Genomic DNA, 15,180 nt, shown 5'->3' on the forward strand with positions numbered 1-15,180 from the left:
CTTAAGTGCTGCCAAAGGGATGTTAAATAACGTTTGCTGTATTAATTGAGTTTAAAGCTAAATAACTGGTAACCTTTAAGTTCTGGCACTTGCATTACTAATTGCTCTTCTTGTTTTGCAATATCAGCAAAGTTTTCACATAAAGAGTTAGCTCTCTCTTCAAGTGCGCTTGCATGTAGCTCTACTTTTTCTTCTATTTGTGCACCCATATTTTCCATGCGTTGTTCAAAGGCATCCATATCGCCGCCTGAACCAAGTAACTCAGAACCTAAAGCCACTAAAATACTGCCCATTGATTGCATTACTGCTGATTCAACCGCTGTTTCTATCTGCTGCTCAAATTGTTGTTCAAAGTTTTCGCCAAATTGATTAAAACTTTGTTGGCCCATTACAAATGTACCTTGCTGGTAAAATGTATTTTCTACCTCAATTTTAATGTCGTCCATAAGCTCAGACATATTATCAAGACCGTCAATATTAAATGCATTGCCTACTTCTTCTAATGCCACACCGGCAATTTTAACACCCTCTAACGCTATATTAGCTACTTCAGGTAATTGAGTGCGTAAGCTGTCAGAGTACTTATTCAGTGCTTCGCGTTGTGAGCTATTAAGCGCTACAAGCTCGCCATTTACGGTTAAGTCACCATGGGTATTAAATTGCATAGTTTTATTATTGGCAGTAAAAATTTCCAATTCGTTTGGTTTAATACGTACATCATTTTTAAATTCGACGTTACATTCATCATTACTAAATGAAATTGCAGAATCGTTGTCGTTATGAGCCATAGCGGCTGGCGTACAAATTAATGCGCTAACTAATAGTAATTTTTTCATGTTTGTTCTCTACTTTTTGTTGATGACGATTAATTAATAACAAGTTTGATGCCAGTTTTATTTTTCTATAAAAAACAATTGATTAAGTGTTTTTCTTTGTTTTTTAGCAAGTCAAAATAATTAATAAATAACTATTTTTTAGTCAAATTGGCTAACTAATAAAAATTAATAAATTTTATTTATCGATACGATAAAAAACTCTCACTTTCCTCAATTCAAATTTAGCGCTATTTATTCACATTACTGACATGAAGACTATTTACAGTAGTCGCGTGGCTTTATTTTGATGTTAATTTGCAGTGCATTTTGGCATTAAACATTTTTAATTTTACCGGCTATTGCGATAATAAAATCCTTGGTTGGTCTCAAACACTTTATGGAGTGGGTTGTGGGTAAGACATTTAGTTACGATGCGCTAGATGACGATTTTGTTGAAGACGAGTACGAAATGCTCGGACGTAATCAACACGATAAGAACAAGCAAAAGGTTAAAAAGAAGTTGGAAGACTACCTTGAGCAAAAACGCTTGCGTAAAAATCTAGGCGAAGACGATTTAAGCGATTACACCGATTAAATTTCACTAGTATAAATAAAATACCAATTAATATTGAGAGTTTAAATGTGCAGTTATGCGTATGTTTAAGTTTCAATAGTATTGGCAATAAAGAGGCCTTGCGCCTCTTTATTACTTTTTAAAGCGTACTTTTAGCCTGTGCTAATGCTTTTTGAATTGTAAGTTCTAGCTTTTCGGGTTTAATAAAAGGTGCATAACGTTTAATTGGTGTACCATCTGCGGCAATTAAAAATTTAGTAAAATTCCACTTTATTTTACGTGTTAAAAAACCAGGTAAAGCCGATTTCAAGTGACGAAATACAGGATGTGCATGCTCACCGTTTACATCTACTTTGGCCGCCATTAAAAAGCTCACACCAAAATTAATTAAGCACCCTTGCTCTATTTGTGTTGCGTCGCCGGGTTCTTGCTGACCAAATTGATTGCACGGAAATCCCAGAATAACTAAACCTTGGCTGGCATACTTATTGTGCAAAGCTTGCAGTGACTCGTATTGGTAGGTAAATCCACATTTACTTGCGGTATTAACAATAAGCACAACCTTCCCTTCAAAATCATTAAAGTTGATAGGCTGACCCTGTAAGCTTGTTGCGCTTAGCTGATGAAATTCGTGCATATTGGCGTCTTTTTATTTTTGTTAGCCGCATTTTAACCTGAGTGCAGTATTTCATAAAGTATAAAGATCGCACTAATTTAAAATTAGAAATAGCCCCATACCGGCAAGCGTAGTGTAATAAATATTATGTGTTTTGTAGGCAACAATAATGGCGACTATTGCTGCGCTTAAATAAGGGTTTTGCCAGTTTAAGTTAATGCCATCTTCATTCAAAAACACGATAGGCACCCAAATTGCTGTAAGCACTGCAGGTGCGCTAAAGCTTAAAAATTGCTGCATTTTAGGGCCTACTTTAAACGGTAAAGCACGGTGTAAAAACAAATAACGCGTAAAAAATGTAATGCACGCCATGAGTAAAATAGTCGTCATCATGGCGTTACTTCCTTTTTAGTGGTTAGTCTTGCTGTGCTGTAACCTGCGGCCATTGCCAGCAGCGCTGAGCAAACAAGCCATAACTCAAATCCTGTGCTTTTTAAAAGCGTTGCGCTAATGCCTGCTACAATTACCGTAACGAGTGAGGCTAGGTTTTTAATGCCCGGAATAACCAAAGCTATAAACGTGGCAGCAATGGCAAAGTCGAGCCCTAAATTAGTTAAGTCGGGCAGCATTGTGCCTGCTACAATGCCAATTAACGTCCAAATATTCCATGCAATATAAAAGCTAAAACCAGCGCTCAATGCGTATATTAAACGTGTTTTTGTTCTGTACGCTTTTCTATGGTGAGAAAATGCAAATAGCTCATCGGTTAATACAAAACTTACTGGTAAGCGCCAACGCATAGGTTGGTCAATTACCTTATGACGCACAGCTAAACCGTATAAAAAGTGCCGAGAGCTAATAATAAATGTTGTGAATAAAATTGTGAGCAATGGTGTGTTGCCCGCCATAAGTTCAATCGCAACAAGCTGTGCAGAGCCTGCAAAGACTAATAACGACATTGCTTGGGTTTCTAGTGCACTAAAGCCATTTTGAATCGCTAAAGAACCACATAAAATGCCCCAAGGAACAACAGCTAAACACAGTGGTAGCATATCTAAAAAGCCTTTTAAAATAGCTTTTTTAACTGGTTGCATGATATTTACTCGCACGGCTTGTAGAATGGCTCATAAGGATACCTTAATATTATGATGTTAAAGTAGTTAACGAATTAGATAATACTGTTTTTTTAAGGATAGGCGCAATGACGACGTTAAAAGTGTGGGATGGGTTTATTAGATGCTTTCATTGGTTTTTGGTTGTAAGTATTGCGGTGCTTTATTTTAGTATTGAAGAGGGCATGATTGAGCTTCATTTTGTTGCTGGGTTCTTTACTTTAGCACTCATCGTAACGCGTTTAATATGGGGTATTATCGGAAGTAAAACCGCGAGATTAAGTGGGTTGCTGCACTCTCCTCGTGCTATTTTAAAGGCACTAAAGACACCAAGCGACTCGCTAGGTCATTCAGTACCTGGCAGTTGTATGGTAATGGTATTTTTTATAATTATAATTACGCAGCTTATTACCGGGTTAATGAGTAGTGATGGCATTTTAACTGACGGCCCGCTTGCTCAATATGTGTCTAGCGATACGATTGATTTTGCAAATTGGCTACATGAGCTGAATTTTGACATTTTACTTTATGCTATTGGTTTACATGTATTAGCTATTATTGTTTATAGAATAAAAGGTAAGCCGCTAGTTAAGGCGATGATCACAGGCTCAAAAGAGTTAAAAGCGGATGACTCTGAGGCTAAAGTAACAAAAGCGTCTTGGCCTGCGTGGCTAATATTTATATCTTTATTGGTGTTGCTGATATTTACGTGGGCAAAAGAACCTTTAACTTATTTATTTAGTTAAAAACACATTAAACCAATCTTAAAGGGTTGGTTTTTATTTTTGGTTACATCCTTTTGTTTGATTGTTATGCGGAGCCGAATTATAATCGCCGTATTGCTGGCAAACTAATCGAAAGATTAGGGCGCAAAGTTTCCGGTCTAAGGCTTTTTATAAAGCTATGGTAGCGGGACTACTGCATAACGTGTTGTTATGTATCACTTGCCCTCAGTGTATTTTTTGTGTATCCATAGTGTATGGATAAGATTTTGTAACTCTTAAGGTGTTGCCGTGTTTATGCATACGTCGTTGGCCTGTGGAAAGTGGTCAACAATAGGTTGCTTAAATCATCATACCCAATTGTTTATTGGCGATGTGGTGAGTGTAACCTTTTATGACATGCAAGGAGAGCTAGTTAGTTTATCATTTGATTACAAAATCACCTCGCTTGAACAAGGTGAACCTCACGCATGGCCACGTTTAGTTGCCGAGCATATTAACGTGCATGTACCCCTTGTTAGCGCAGGTAAAATGACCGAACAAGGTTTAATTGTTGCCTATAGAAACAATGAAATTTTTGCTTTGCAAAGCAGTGGGATATGTAAAGCGCATGTCGATTTTCATTGTATTGCAAAATGCGATGAGCGTGTTGTTAATAACCTTGATACTTATGATTACGTGTACCCTGAAAATTGTGAAAACTATAATGCGGGTACAAAGGTATTGCAGCCAAAAACAGGGCATGTTTATCAATGTAAGCCTTGGCCATTTAATGAGTTTTGCCGCGCGAGTGACGATAAAAAGTTTATGTTCGAGCCCGGTGTTGGACAAAGTTGGGCTATGGCTTGGCAGCAAATATAAGGCTTAAGTGAATTATCTTCCCAAAGGTATAGCTGTTTTAGTAATGAAGCGTTTACCGTTTTAGCCCATCCAACTATTGGATGGGCTTTTTTATTTTTATGATAAACTGCAAATCACATTATTTTTTTAATTGGTTTTGTTGTGTCTCGTCCTGACTACTCTTTAAGTTTATTACCTAATTTCCCGATTGCTAAACAGCAAGCCCATACATTAAGTACTCATAATAAAATACGCACTGATAATTACTATTGGATGCGTGATGACGATCGTCAGGATGAGCAAGTACTTGCACATTTACATGCTGAAAATGCATATTGCGATGAACAGTTAGCTGCAATGAAGCCACTCCAAAATACACTTTTTGAAGAGTTAAAAGCACGCATTGTAAAAGACGATAACTCGGTACCCGTTAAAGACGGGAAATACTGGTATCACTCAGAAGTTCGTGGTGATGATGAGTACTCTCGCCATTATAGAAGCACGAGCATAAAGGCTGATAATAAAGAGCTTTTACTCGATGTGAATATATTAGCTGAGGGATTTGAGTTTTTTGAGCTAGGAGAAGTCGCACTAAGCCCATGCGAGCAGCTTATGGCTTACTCTGAAGATACTGAAGGCCGTCGTATTTATAATGTTCGCTTTAAAAGCTTAGCGGCAGATGAAATGCTACCCGACGTACTTGAAAATACAGAAGGACAAGTTGTTTGGGCGAACGATAACAAAACAGTTTTTTATGTAAAAAAAGATTTAAAAACGTTATTAGGATACCAAGTATTTAGGCATGAGCTTGGTAGCGAGCAAAGCCAAGATGTAATGGTTTACGAAGAGCAAGACAGCAGCTTTTTTATGGGGCTTGGTAAAAGCCGCGACGAAGGCTTAATTATTATTGATTTAGCATCGACAGAGACCAACGATACATGGGTGCTTGATGCTAATAAGCCCACTGACGAATTTAAAGCATTAATGCCGCGTGAAGATGGCCACGAGTTTGACGTAGATAAGCTAGGTGACACATTTTATATTGTGACTAACTGGCAAGCTAAAAACTTTAGATTAATGACAGCAACAAACGAAACGATTGCTGATAAAACACAATGGTTTGAGCATACAGCTCACAGAGAAAATGTACTGCTTGAAGGTGTAGAGTTATTTAATGACTTTTTAGTATTGAGTGAACGCGAGCAAGGGCAAGCTCGATTCGTAGTTGTTAATAGGCAAGGGAATCGTATGGCACTTGAGTTTGCCGATCCTTGTTATTATGCTGCAATAGCAATGAACCCAGAGCCAGACACACGGACTGCGCGTATTTATTACTCAAGTTTAACAACACCAGGCTCTTTATATGATGTTGATTTAGCAACTGGCGAAAAAACACTGCTTAAACAGCAAAAAGTACTAGGTAGTTTTAATGCCGATGACTATCAGTCAGAGCGATTAATGGTAACTGCTCGCGACGGAGTTAAAGTACCTGTATCTGTTGTTTATCGAAAAGACAGCTTTAAAAAAGATAGCACAAATCCGTTATTTCAATACGGCTATGGCGCCTATGGTTATACGATTGATCCTAGCTTTTCTAGTTCGTCACTGAGCTTACTCGATCGTGGCTTTGTTTATGTTATTGCGCATGTTCGGGGCTCTGAAATGCTAGGTCGCGAATGGTATGAGCAAGGTAAAAAAGAGCATAAACAAAATAGCTTTAGTGACTTTATTGATGTGACAAAAGCGCTTGTTGATCAAGGTTATTGTGATAGCAATAAGGTGTTTGCCTCAGGCGGCAGTGCCGGTGGCCTATTAATGGGGGCGGTTGTAAACCAGGCACCAGAGTTATATTGCGGTGTTGGCTGTCATGTACCATTTTTAGACGTATTAACCACAATGCTTGATGAAAGTATTCCACTCACAACAAATGAATACGATGAATGGGGTAATCCAAATGAGCCTCAATTTTATGATGTGATAGAAGCTTACTCGCCTTATGACAATATTAGCGCACAAAACTACCCGAACATACTCGTTACTACTGGTCTTCATGACTCACAAGTGCAGTATTGGGAGCCTATGAAGTGGGTTGCAAAAATGCGTGAACTTAAAACAGACAGTAATATTTTAGTATTTAAAACCGATATGGATGCAGGTCATGGCGGTGCATCAGGTCGTTTTAAAAGCTTAGAAGAAAAAGCCCTCGAAATGGCCTTTTTTATTGCGCTGTTAAATTAACTGCAAAATCGGAAAATTGTATTACTCTATATATAGAAGTTGATATATATAAGGTAATTTATGTTTGGAGCACATGGCGAATTTCAGATTTGTTCACAGCCCCCTCATATGTATTTAAAATTGAAGGGGAGCTTTAACAATGAAGGTATAACATCATTAACTAATGGTGTTATTCAAGAATTGAGCACTCACCCTGAAAATACAATTAAGTTTGTGATTGTTAACTTAAAAGAGTTTGAACTGTTAACTTTAGATAGTCTTGATTCGTTAGAGGCCTATTTTGCGGGTGTAAAAGAACGTGGCTATCAACGAGTTGACTATATAAACATTAATATCATAGCTAAAAACATGTTTGAAAAAGTATGGAAAAATAGCGATGTAGAAGTTAATTTTTACAAAGATACTGAAAGCTATTTATTAGTGCATCCAAGTGATAGTTATATAAAACAGAACTGGTAATTAATATGAGTATTATAAACCGCTACTGAAGAGGGCTTATAATACTCTCTAAACACCCTTTATAGCGCCTTGAAAGGTTTAAGCACATATCGTTTTTAAGTCTGACTTTATAATCGCCACTGTCAGTAGGCATCAGTTCGCAGATAGCTTGTTTTCTTACCAGCGTTGAGCGATGAATACGAATAAACCCTTCTGGCTCTAGCTGCTGTTCAATATTTTTCATGGTTTCGCGGTGTAATACCGGTGTACTACCTTGTGTAAAATGTAGCTCTACATAATTGCCAGCACCATTAATCCAAATAATATCTTTTATATCAATTAGCCTTACCTTACCTACATCTTTAACTACGATATGTGATGATGGTTTTTCGGTTTGTGTGCTTTGTTGATATTTACGCTCGGCCGCGCTTGCAATCGGGCAAAGGTGAATCAGTTTATCAAAGCATTTATCAATACGTGGTGCAGTTGAATCTACTATTAAAAAATCAACAGCGCCAACTTCAAAAGCAAAACTCGCAAAATGACCCGACTGGGCAATAATGACTAACTTAAGCTTTTTAGCGAGCTCCGTTAAATGCACTATTTGCATAGGGTCAGCCAGATTAGTTAGTTCGTAAAACAGTACGTTGTATTGATCTGTATCTATCTGATCTAACCTGTTTGCCTGAATAAAAGATTGAGATTCAAAGTGTCGGTGCTCTTGCACGCGCTTTGTTAAAAATGTTGCAAACTTAGTGTTACTAACAAAAGTTAATGCATGAAAAGAAGCGACCATTATTTTATATCTCTTGCTGTATATAATAATAAAGACCGTGCTTAGCGGAAAAACTGTTATGAAAAGTACAATATATTTATAAAATAATTGTGACGTACTGATTCATCCCATCAAACTAGCTATTCATACCAAAGATTACGCCTAATAAATAACGTACGTAGAGTGTTTAAATAAATCCCCTTACTGTAATCCGCGAAGTAACTATTTAGTTACAAAAATAACAATTCAGGGGAATTATATGACATTAACTAACAAAGGTAGCGCGCGATTATTTAAAAAATCGTCGTTAACAGTTGCGCTAAGCAGCGCGATACTTGCAAGCATTTCATTTCAAGGTGTGGCTGCAGAAGATGACGAAATTACTAAAATAGAACGTGTACAAGTTACAGGCTCTCGCATTCGTTCAGCTGAGGCGATGTCATCAGCGCCTATTCAAGTTGTAGATAGCACAGCAATCGACGCATCTGGTTCATTAAATATTCAAGATTTACTACTAGATAATCCAGCATTTGGTTCACCGGCAATCAGTCGTACTAACTCAAACTTTAGTACAGCTAGTGCAGGTGTTGCTACTGTTGATTTACGTAATTTAGGTTCTAACCGTACATTGGTATTAGTTAACGGTCGTCGTTATGTATCAGGTGTACCAGGTAGCTCTGCTGTCGATTTAAACACTATTCCGAGCCAATTTATTGAACGTGTTGAAATTATGACAGGTGGTGCTTCATCTGTTTATGGCTCTGACGCTGTTGCTGGTGTAGTTAACTTTGTTTTAAAAGATGACTTTGAAGGCGTTGAGTTTGATGGTCAGTACGGTGAATCGAGTGAAGGTGATGATGAGTCACGCCAATTTAACTTTACCTCAGGCTTATCAAGCTCAGATGGTAAAGGACACGCAATGTTTCACCTTGGTTACTCTGATCAAGGCGCTGTTTTCTCACGTGACCGTGATCGCTCAGCGGTAGACCAATTTTCAGGTATTTTCTTCGAAGATGATCCAGTAGCAAATCCAGGTTCTGTATTTGATGCAGTAAGCCCGTTTTTATCTTCATTTCCACCACAAGGTCGTTTTAGCGCTGGAGATGAAACATTTACGTTTAATGATGCAAACAACCTACAAAACTCATTTAGTACTAATGGCGGCGATGGCGTAGCTGCAAATGGTTTTAACCGAAGCGGTGTACGTACAATAGCAATACCTACAGAACGTTACTTATTTGCCTCAAATGGTAGCTACGAGTTAAGCGACAAGCATAGCTTTTTTTATGAAGGCACTTACGCTGCAACAACAACCGTTTCTGAATTAGAGCCATTTCCTTTTGCCTCTGACGACATTTATGCAAATGGCCAGGTACCAATTGAATTTAATGTAAACGGTGAGCTTTTACGTAACGCGTTTGTTCCAGACGATATATATAACGCAGCAACCGATACCGACGGTGATGGCGCACGAGATATCTTCTTTGCAAAACGTTTAAGTGATATCGGTAATCGTGGAGCACGAGCAGAGCGTGATACATTCCGTTTAGCACTTGGTTTTCAAGGTGAAATAGCCGATGGTTGGTTTTACGATACTTACTATGTATACGGTAAAACAAAAGAGCAACAAGTTTCAGGCGGTCTAGTTAATGTACAAAGCTTCCGTCAAGGTTTAGAAGCTGTGATCGATAGCCAAGATTTAGATGGTGATGGTATTACTGATGAGGCTATCTGTATCGATGCGACAGCACGTGGCTTTAATTGTGCACCAGTAGACATTTATGGTTTTAATTCGTTATCGCAAGGTGCTATTGATTTTGTAAGTGCACCTAGTTCGCTTTCAACGTCGGTTGAGCAAGAAATCATTGGTGGTAATATTTCAGGTGATTTATTTGATTTACCAGCAGGTACGGTAGGTATTGCAGCTGGTTTTGAATACCGCGAAGAATTTTCACGCAGTGAATTTGATGCACTACAGCAAGCAGGTCTTAATGCGGGTAATGCAATCCCAGCAACAGAAGGCTCGTTTGATGTAACTGAGTATTATGTAGAAGCAAATATCCCAGTGCTTGATTCTGTAACGATGAATGCAGCAGTTCGTTTATCTGATTATTCAACTGTAGGTAGCACTGAAAGTTGGAATGTGGGTGTTGATTGGGAAGTAATGGATAGCTTACGTTTACGTGCTACTCGTGCTCGTTCAACACGGGCTCCAAATATCGATGAACTATTTTCTCCGCCTTCACAAACTTTCCCAAGTGGCTTAAACGATCCATGTTTAGGTGTTACTAATAGTGGCGGTGGTGCTGCTGGTGATGCTTGTCGAACAGATGGTGGTGTTACAACTAATATCGCTTCAAATGGTGAGTTCACGCTTAACCAGTCTGACTTACAAGGCATTAGTGGCTTTAACCGTGGTAACCAAGATTTAAAAGAAGAAGTTGGTGACTCTGTAACAGTAGGTTTAGTATTTACACCAGAAAACCTAATATCAGGACTAGATATTACGCTTGATTACTTTGATATCGAAATTACAGATGCAATCGTATCAACACCTCGTCAGTTTATTCTTGACCAATGTTATGGCGGCGGCGATACAAGCTTTTGTGACTTTGTAACTCGTCGTAGTGCGCCATCAGGTAATAATAGTGCTGGTTCACTAGAATTTATCGACAGTGGTGTATCTAACAGTGGTGGTTTAGGTACAGAAGGTGTTGATTTAACACTAACGTACTCTGCTGATATTGGTCCTGGTGCGTTTAGAACTCGCCTTGCTTATACTTACCTAATCGATGGTTATAGCATCCCACTTCCAGGCGCTGATAAAGATGAGTTTGCTGGAGAAATTGGTGCATCAGAGCATAAAGCTAACTGGAACTTTGGTTATAAACTTAACGACTTTGATTTTAACTGGAGCTTAACTTACATTGGCGCTGCAGACTTTGATGATCAATTCTTAAGTGGTTTTGGTATTGCTCCAGGTGGAGTAGGGATTGGTTCAGTAACGTATCATGATGTTCAAGCAAGTTACCATATCAGCGATTCAACAGAGCTTTACGCTGGTGCAAGTAACTTATTTGATAAAGAGCCACCACGCATTTTATCGGGTGTGAGCGGTTCAAGTACTGGTACTGAAACTGATGCTGGTACGTACGACCCAATTGGTCAATCATTCTACATAGGTTTTAGAAGTAAATTCTAACCAACAATAACGACACTAATATAGTTACTTAATTAGTTACGTTCACAAAGCCTCAGTATCGCTGGGGCTTTTTTATTGGAAAAAATAATAAGAGCAGTAATGCTTATACATTGTTTATCCCAATATATGAGCATTGTGCCCACTTAAACCAAAAACAACGCCACTGGTAACAGGGGCGTTGTTTAGTATTGGGGGGAGACTAATATAGTAACCGAATCGCTTGATTATTTAACGATTTATCCCTATTTGTGGCCCTCTTCATTGAGGGCTTTTTTTTTGCTGGTTTAGTCTAAGTAAGCCTTTAGCATCCAAACCAATTTTTCTTGCTCTGAGATGTAATCGCTCATTAGTGAGGCTGTACCTTCATCGTCTGCATCACCAGCTTGGCTTAAAATATCACGCTGCATGTGAATTAATGTGCTGTAACCAGCAAGTAGGTTTTCTACGGCTGTAACGCCATCACTAATACCTTTAGCTTCTTTAATTTTACTTACTTCAAGGTAATCAGAAAATGCATGTAGAGGTGCGCCATCTAACGTTAAAATACGTTCTGCAACTTCATCTACTTTTAGAAGTAGTAAGTTATAAATTTCTTCAAACTTAACGTGTAGTTCAAAAAAGTTACGGCCTTTAATATTCCAGTGAAAGCCACGCGCGTTCATGTATTGAATCTGGTAGCTACTCAATAATGTATTGAGTGACTTTATGATGTCTTCGCTTTTTGCGCTTTTTGCGCTGTTTAGACCAATTGCGTTTACATGTGACATAACTTGCTCCTGAATAACCGTTTGTTTGTGAACTTGTGATAAGTATTACTAATTTCGATAAATTAGTAAAATCGTTTAAATATATCTAGTTAATAGTTTTAACCTATTAGCTGTTTTTGATACCTGTATTCACTTTAGACTATTAATAGAAATGGGACTGATTAATAAAAATACTACCCCTCAAAAATAAATAAAACCCAGAAGTATATAAATCATGATCTAAAACAAACTTTATTCAAGGTAATAACTTAGCTATTTTTTTATTGATGCAGGTCAAAAATCATCCACCCTAACGGCGCATAATAATGTTGTCGAAATAATTAGGAGAGATAACATGCATGCAAAAACAGCGAAACAAAATAAAGCAGAGTTAATCGTGGTAGGAATTGCAGTCATCGCATTTGTGCTTGGGCTAGTAGCGCACTTAGCAGGAGCAAGCTTTGCGAACTCAGATTTTTTTGGTTACATTGCGGCGCCCATTCCGCTGATACTGGCTGTGATATTTTTAATTAGTTATAAAATAGCAGCCAAAGCTGAGGATTAATCTTTCTCGTTTAAGCACTTTAAAATGTAATCGAGTACTTGGCGCGAGTAAATCATACTGGTATGGCTTAAATGAAACACTTTGTGTTCGGCCATACCTTTAAGTTTGGTTTCATCGAGTAGTACAGTGCCATCTGATTGACTACCCTTAACTATTAAAGGCATAAGCCCAATAGGTAAATCGCCCGCAATACTGTAAAGCTTAGCTTTAAAAGGCCAGTTACCATTTTTAGTTAATAAAAATTCCACGCTATTTTTTAAAAATGATTCAAACCCTTTTTGCTTCATTTTTTGCGCAATATGGCTGCCTTTATGTGGAGTACCCAGTGTAATTACCTTCGTAATATTCTGGCTAGCAGGAGAGTTTGCCTCTAGGTAAGCACGTGCAATAAGCCCTCCCATAGAATGACATACAAGCGCTGCAGGTTCGTTAGAAATACACTCATCAATTTGTGCAAATATAGTGTCGCGATGAGGGTCGAGCGTATTATAGGTAATGTTTAATACCGTCATCCCCGACTCTTCAAGGCGCGAACAAAGTGGGCGCATAACAAAGCCAGACATATACAAGCCATGTAAAACAATAACGTGTTTAACTTTCATATGCTCCCTAATACCAATTTTATTAAAAACATGATCATTCTAGCGTATTAAATAACCCGCTACCTGCGTTAAAAATTATTTATATAGAACAACTATATGTCATAATTTTCGCCTTGCTATCGACTTATTTCCTTGTCGCTATAATAGATAACTAATTTAATGCAATTGGTATAATCTATCTTAGTTACATTAATTGCTGTGGTTTTATTTCAATGTTTGTTGTATCGGTATTTACCCATACTTCACCATCTTGAATGGTAATGGCGAGCTTAATTCCACGATCAACTAAAGCAGCAAGTGCTTGTGTTGCTGCATAATCAAGGCTAAAAATACTTAGATTTTTAAATTCATACAATTTAGGTTGGTGTTTTTGCCACCAAATTGCTTGATTGTTTTCACCGTAAGTATATAGCACCACTTTTTTAGATTTATTACAGGCTTTTTTAAGGCGTTTTTCATCTGGTAAGCCAAGCTCAACCCACAGCTCTATCTCTTCACTATAGCTTACATGCCAAAGTTCAGGTTCATCATCAGCGCTTAATCCTTTAGTAAATTCTAAACCATCACAGCTATTTAGCGCAAAAGCGAGTAAGCGAATCATCAACCGCTGATCGGTTTCTGATGGGTGTTGAGCCAAGGTTAAATTAAAATCTTGATAAACGTGGCGGTCCATATCGCTAAGCGATAACTGCACTTTCATAATGGTGGATTTAAGAGCCATAACAACTAATCTGAAAAAATTTGCGTCAGTATAGCGCAATTAAATGAATTGCCAGTTAAAATAGCGGTTAATTATACGTTAGGAGTTAAAAATGGCTATCCAGTGGTTCCCTGGGCATATGAATAAAGCCCGCAATGAAATTAAAGAAATAATGCCACAAATGGATGTGATCATTGAAGTGCTTGATGCGCGCATTCCCTACAGTAGTGAAAACCCGATGGTGGCAACCTTGCGTGAAGGTAAGCCGGTCATCAAAATTTTGAACAAAGCTGATTTAGCTGATCCTAAAATGACTCAAATCTGGAAAGATTATTTTGAGCAAGAAAATGGTGTTAAAGCGATTTCTTTTGGACATGATAAAGCAGCTGAAGTAAGTCGTATAAATGAGCTTTGTAAAAAGTTAGTGCCGCATAAAGTGGGTGCCGATAAGCAAATTAAAGCCATGATAATGGGTATTCCTAACGTGGGTAAATCTACGTTAATTAATGTACTGGCTGGACGTATAGTTGCAAAAACAGGTAATGAACCTGCGGTAACCAAAGCACAACAACGCATTAAGCTTGAAGACGGTATTATGCTTTACGATACGCCAGGTATGTTGTGGCCAAAAGTAGAAAACGAAAACTCAGGTTATCGCTTAGGCGCTACCGGTGCCATTCGTGATACGGCGCTTGAGTATGAAGAAGTAGCAAGTTACACCGCTGAGTACTTATTGCGTGCATACCCTGAGCTTTTAAAAGCGCGTTATAAAATAGACGAATTACCAGAAAGTGATTGGGAATTTGTTGAAATGGCGGGTAAAAAACGCGGCTGTATTCGTGGTGGTAACCAAATAGACACGTATAAAATGTCTGAAATACTAATCAACGAATTACGCGACGGTATTATTGGCCGTATTACTATGGAAACTCCGCAGATGCGTGAGGAAGAAGAAGTAATGGTTGCTGGTTTACGCGCCGCTGCAGAAGCTAAAAAAGCAGCTAAAGAAGAAGAGAAGCTTCAACGCCGGGCAAGAGCTCGTAAAAACCGTCGTTAATATTTAACCAGAGTTCAGGTTATTTAATTAAAGTGATTTAGTTTTATTAAATTACAGACATAAAAAAAGCCCGTAAGGGCTTTTTTAGTTTCATATCTACCGTCACCGATATGAGCAATGTAGCAAGTAAAATAGTAGGGCGGTTACTCATCATCAACATCAAGGGGCGTTGCGGTTC

Annotated in this window: 16 protein-coding genes and 1 riboswitch; of the genes, 8 read left to right on the top strand and 8 right to left on the bottom strand. The window is 38.2% G+C overall.

The features are described from left to right. Positions 1-41: 41 nt before the first annotated feature. Positions 42-836: a YggN family protein gene (locus I6F48_RS17910; RefSeq protein WP_165729135.1), complete on the bottom strand. Its 795-nt coding sequence runs from the start codon at positions 834-836 to the stop codon at positions 42-44. A 388-nt stretch (positions 837-1,224) separates the two neighbouring features. Between I6F48_RS17910 and I6F48_RS17915 the strand changes: the two genes are divergently transcribed. Continuing rightward, a complete protein-coding gene (locus tag I6F48_RS17915; RefSeq protein WP_007579801.1) occupies positions 1,225-1,410 on the top strand; it encodes a PA3496 family putative envelope integrity protein in 186 nt (61 codons plus the stop codon). A 118-nt stretch (positions 1,411-1,528) separates the two neighbouring features. On the opposite strand, the gene I6F48_RS17920 is transcribed toward I6F48_RS17915, so the two are convergent. From I6F48_RS17920 to I6F48_RS17930, 3 genes are all read right to left on the bottom strand, one after another. After that, the gene (locus I6F48_RS17920) at positions 1,529-2,026 is read right to left on the bottom strand and encodes a glutathione peroxidase (protein WP_197119981.1); all 498 of its coding nucleotides are present in this window, start codon (positions 2,024-2,026) and stop codon (positions 1,529-1,531) included. Between the two features lie 72 nt (positions 2,027-2,098). Further along, the gene (locus I6F48_RS17925; RefSeq protein ID WP_004335020.1) at positions 2,099-2,398 is read right to left on the bottom strand and encodes an AzlD domain-containing protein; all 300 of its coding nucleotides are present in this window, start codon (positions 2,396-2,398) and stop codon (positions 2,099-2,101) included. Continuing rightward, entirely contained in the window at positions 2,395-3,099 is a 705-nt protein-coding gene (locus tag I6F48_RS17930; protein WP_024589490.1) for an AzlC family ABC transporter permease, read from the bottom strand. The genes I6F48_RS17925 and I6F48_RS17930 overlap by 4 nt, the downstream gene beginning before the upstream one ends. A gap of 107 nt (positions 3,100-3,206) precedes the next feature. On the opposite strand from I6F48_RS17930, the gene I6F48_RS17935 reads away from it, so the two are divergent. From I6F48_RS17935 to I6F48_RS17950, 4 genes are all read left to right on the top strand, one after another. Further along, positions 3,207-3,863 carry a cytochrome b/b6 domain-containing protein gene (locus I6F48_RS17935; RefSeq protein ID WP_197119982.1) on the top strand — a complete coding sequence of 219 codons (657 nt, stop codon included), beginning with the start codon at positions 3,207-3,209 and terminating at the stop codon, positions 3,861-3,863. An 88-nt stretch (positions 3,864-3,951) separates the two neighbouring features. Continuing rightward, positions 3,952-4,040: riboswitch (cyclic di-GMP riboswitch) on the top strand. 96 nt (positions 4,041-4,136) lie between these two features. After that, positions 4,137-4,700, top strand: coding sequence for a chitin-binding protein (locus I6F48_RS17940; RefSeq protein WP_197119983.1), 564 nt, complete (start codon positions 4,137-4,139; stop codon positions 4,698-4,700). Between the two features lie 141 nt (positions 4,701-4,841). Continuing rightward, a complete protein-coding gene (locus tag I6F48_RS17945; RefSeq protein WP_197119984.1) occupies positions 4,842-6,917 on the top strand; it encodes a S9 family peptidase in 2,076 nt (691 codons plus the stop codon). 60 nt (positions 6,918-6,977) lie between these two features. Further along, a complete protein-coding gene (locus I6F48_RS17950; RefSeq protein ID WP_007579808.1) occupies positions 6,978-7,376 on the top strand; it encodes a hypothetical protein in 399 nt (132 codons plus the stop codon). Positions 7,377-7,398: 22 nt separating this feature from the next. Here I6F48_RS17950 and I6F48_RS17955 read toward each other — a convergent pair whose 3' ends face one another. Beyond that, positions 7,399-8,151: a LytR/AlgR family response regulator transcription factor gene (locus I6F48_RS17955; RefSeq protein ID WP_165741075.1), complete on the bottom strand. Its 753-nt coding sequence runs from the start codon at positions 8,149-8,151 to the stop codon at positions 7,399-7,401. Positions 8,152-8,389: 238 nt separating this feature from the next. Here I6F48_RS17955 and I6F48_RS17960 point away from each other — a divergent pair, with 238 nt between their 5' ends. Continuing rightward, the gene (locus I6F48_RS17960) at positions 8,390-11,332 is read left to right on the top strand and encodes a TonB-dependent receptor domain-containing protein (protein ID WP_007579812.1); all 2,943 of its coding nucleotides are present in this window, start codon (positions 8,390-8,392) and stop codon (positions 11,330-11,332) included. Positions 11,333-11,616: 284 nt separating this feature from the next. Here the strand turns inward: I6F48_RS17960 and I6F48_RS17965 are convergent, their stop codons facing one another. Beyond that, positions 11,617-12,099, bottom strand: coding sequence for a Dps family protein (locus I6F48_RS17965; protein ID WP_197119985.1), 483 nt, complete (start codon positions 12,097-12,099; stop codon positions 11,617-11,619). Positions 12,100-12,433: 334 nt separating this feature from the next. On the opposite strand from I6F48_RS17965, the gene I6F48_RS17970 reads away from it, so the two are divergent. After that, the gene (locus tag I6F48_RS17970) at positions 12,434-12,643 is read left to right on the top strand and encodes a hypothetical protein (protein WP_197119986.1); all 210 of its coding nucleotides are present in this window, start codon (positions 12,434-12,436) and stop codon (positions 12,641-12,643) included. On the opposite strand, the gene I6F48_RS17975 is transcribed toward I6F48_RS17970, so the two are convergent. Then, positions 12,640-13,245, bottom strand: a complete 606-nt coding sequence (locus I6F48_RS17975) for an alpha/beta fold hydrolase (RefSeq protein ID WP_004334986.1) — start codon at positions 13,243-13,245, stop codon at positions 12,640-12,642. The genes I6F48_RS17970 and I6F48_RS17975 overlap by 4 nt on opposite strands. 184 nt (positions 13,246-13,429) lie before the next feature. After that, on the bottom strand, positions 13,430-13,966 hold the full coding sequence (locus I6F48_RS17980) for a YaeQ family protein (protein ID WP_165729128.1): 537 nt from the start codon (positions 13,964-13,966) through the stop codon (positions 13,430-13,432). 91 nt (positions 13,967-14,057) lie between these two features. Here I6F48_RS17980 and ylqF point away from each other — a divergent pair, with 91 nt between their 5' ends. Continuing rightward, positions 14,058-15,002 carry a ribosome biogenesis GTPase YlqF gene (gene ylqF / locus I6F48_RS17985; protein WP_024589485.1) on the top strand — a complete coding sequence of 315 codons (945 nt, stop codon included), beginning with the start codon at positions 14,058-14,060 and terminating at the stop codon, positions 15,000-15,002. Positions 15,003-15,180: the final 178 nt, after the last annotated feature.

The sequence above is a fragment of the Pseudoalteromonas sp. SWYJ118 genome (genome assembly GCF_015864505.1).
Taxonomy (GTDB): Bacteria; Pseudomonadota; Gammaproteobacteria; order Enterobacterales; family Alteromonadaceae; genus Pseudoalteromonas; species Pseudoalteromonas arctica.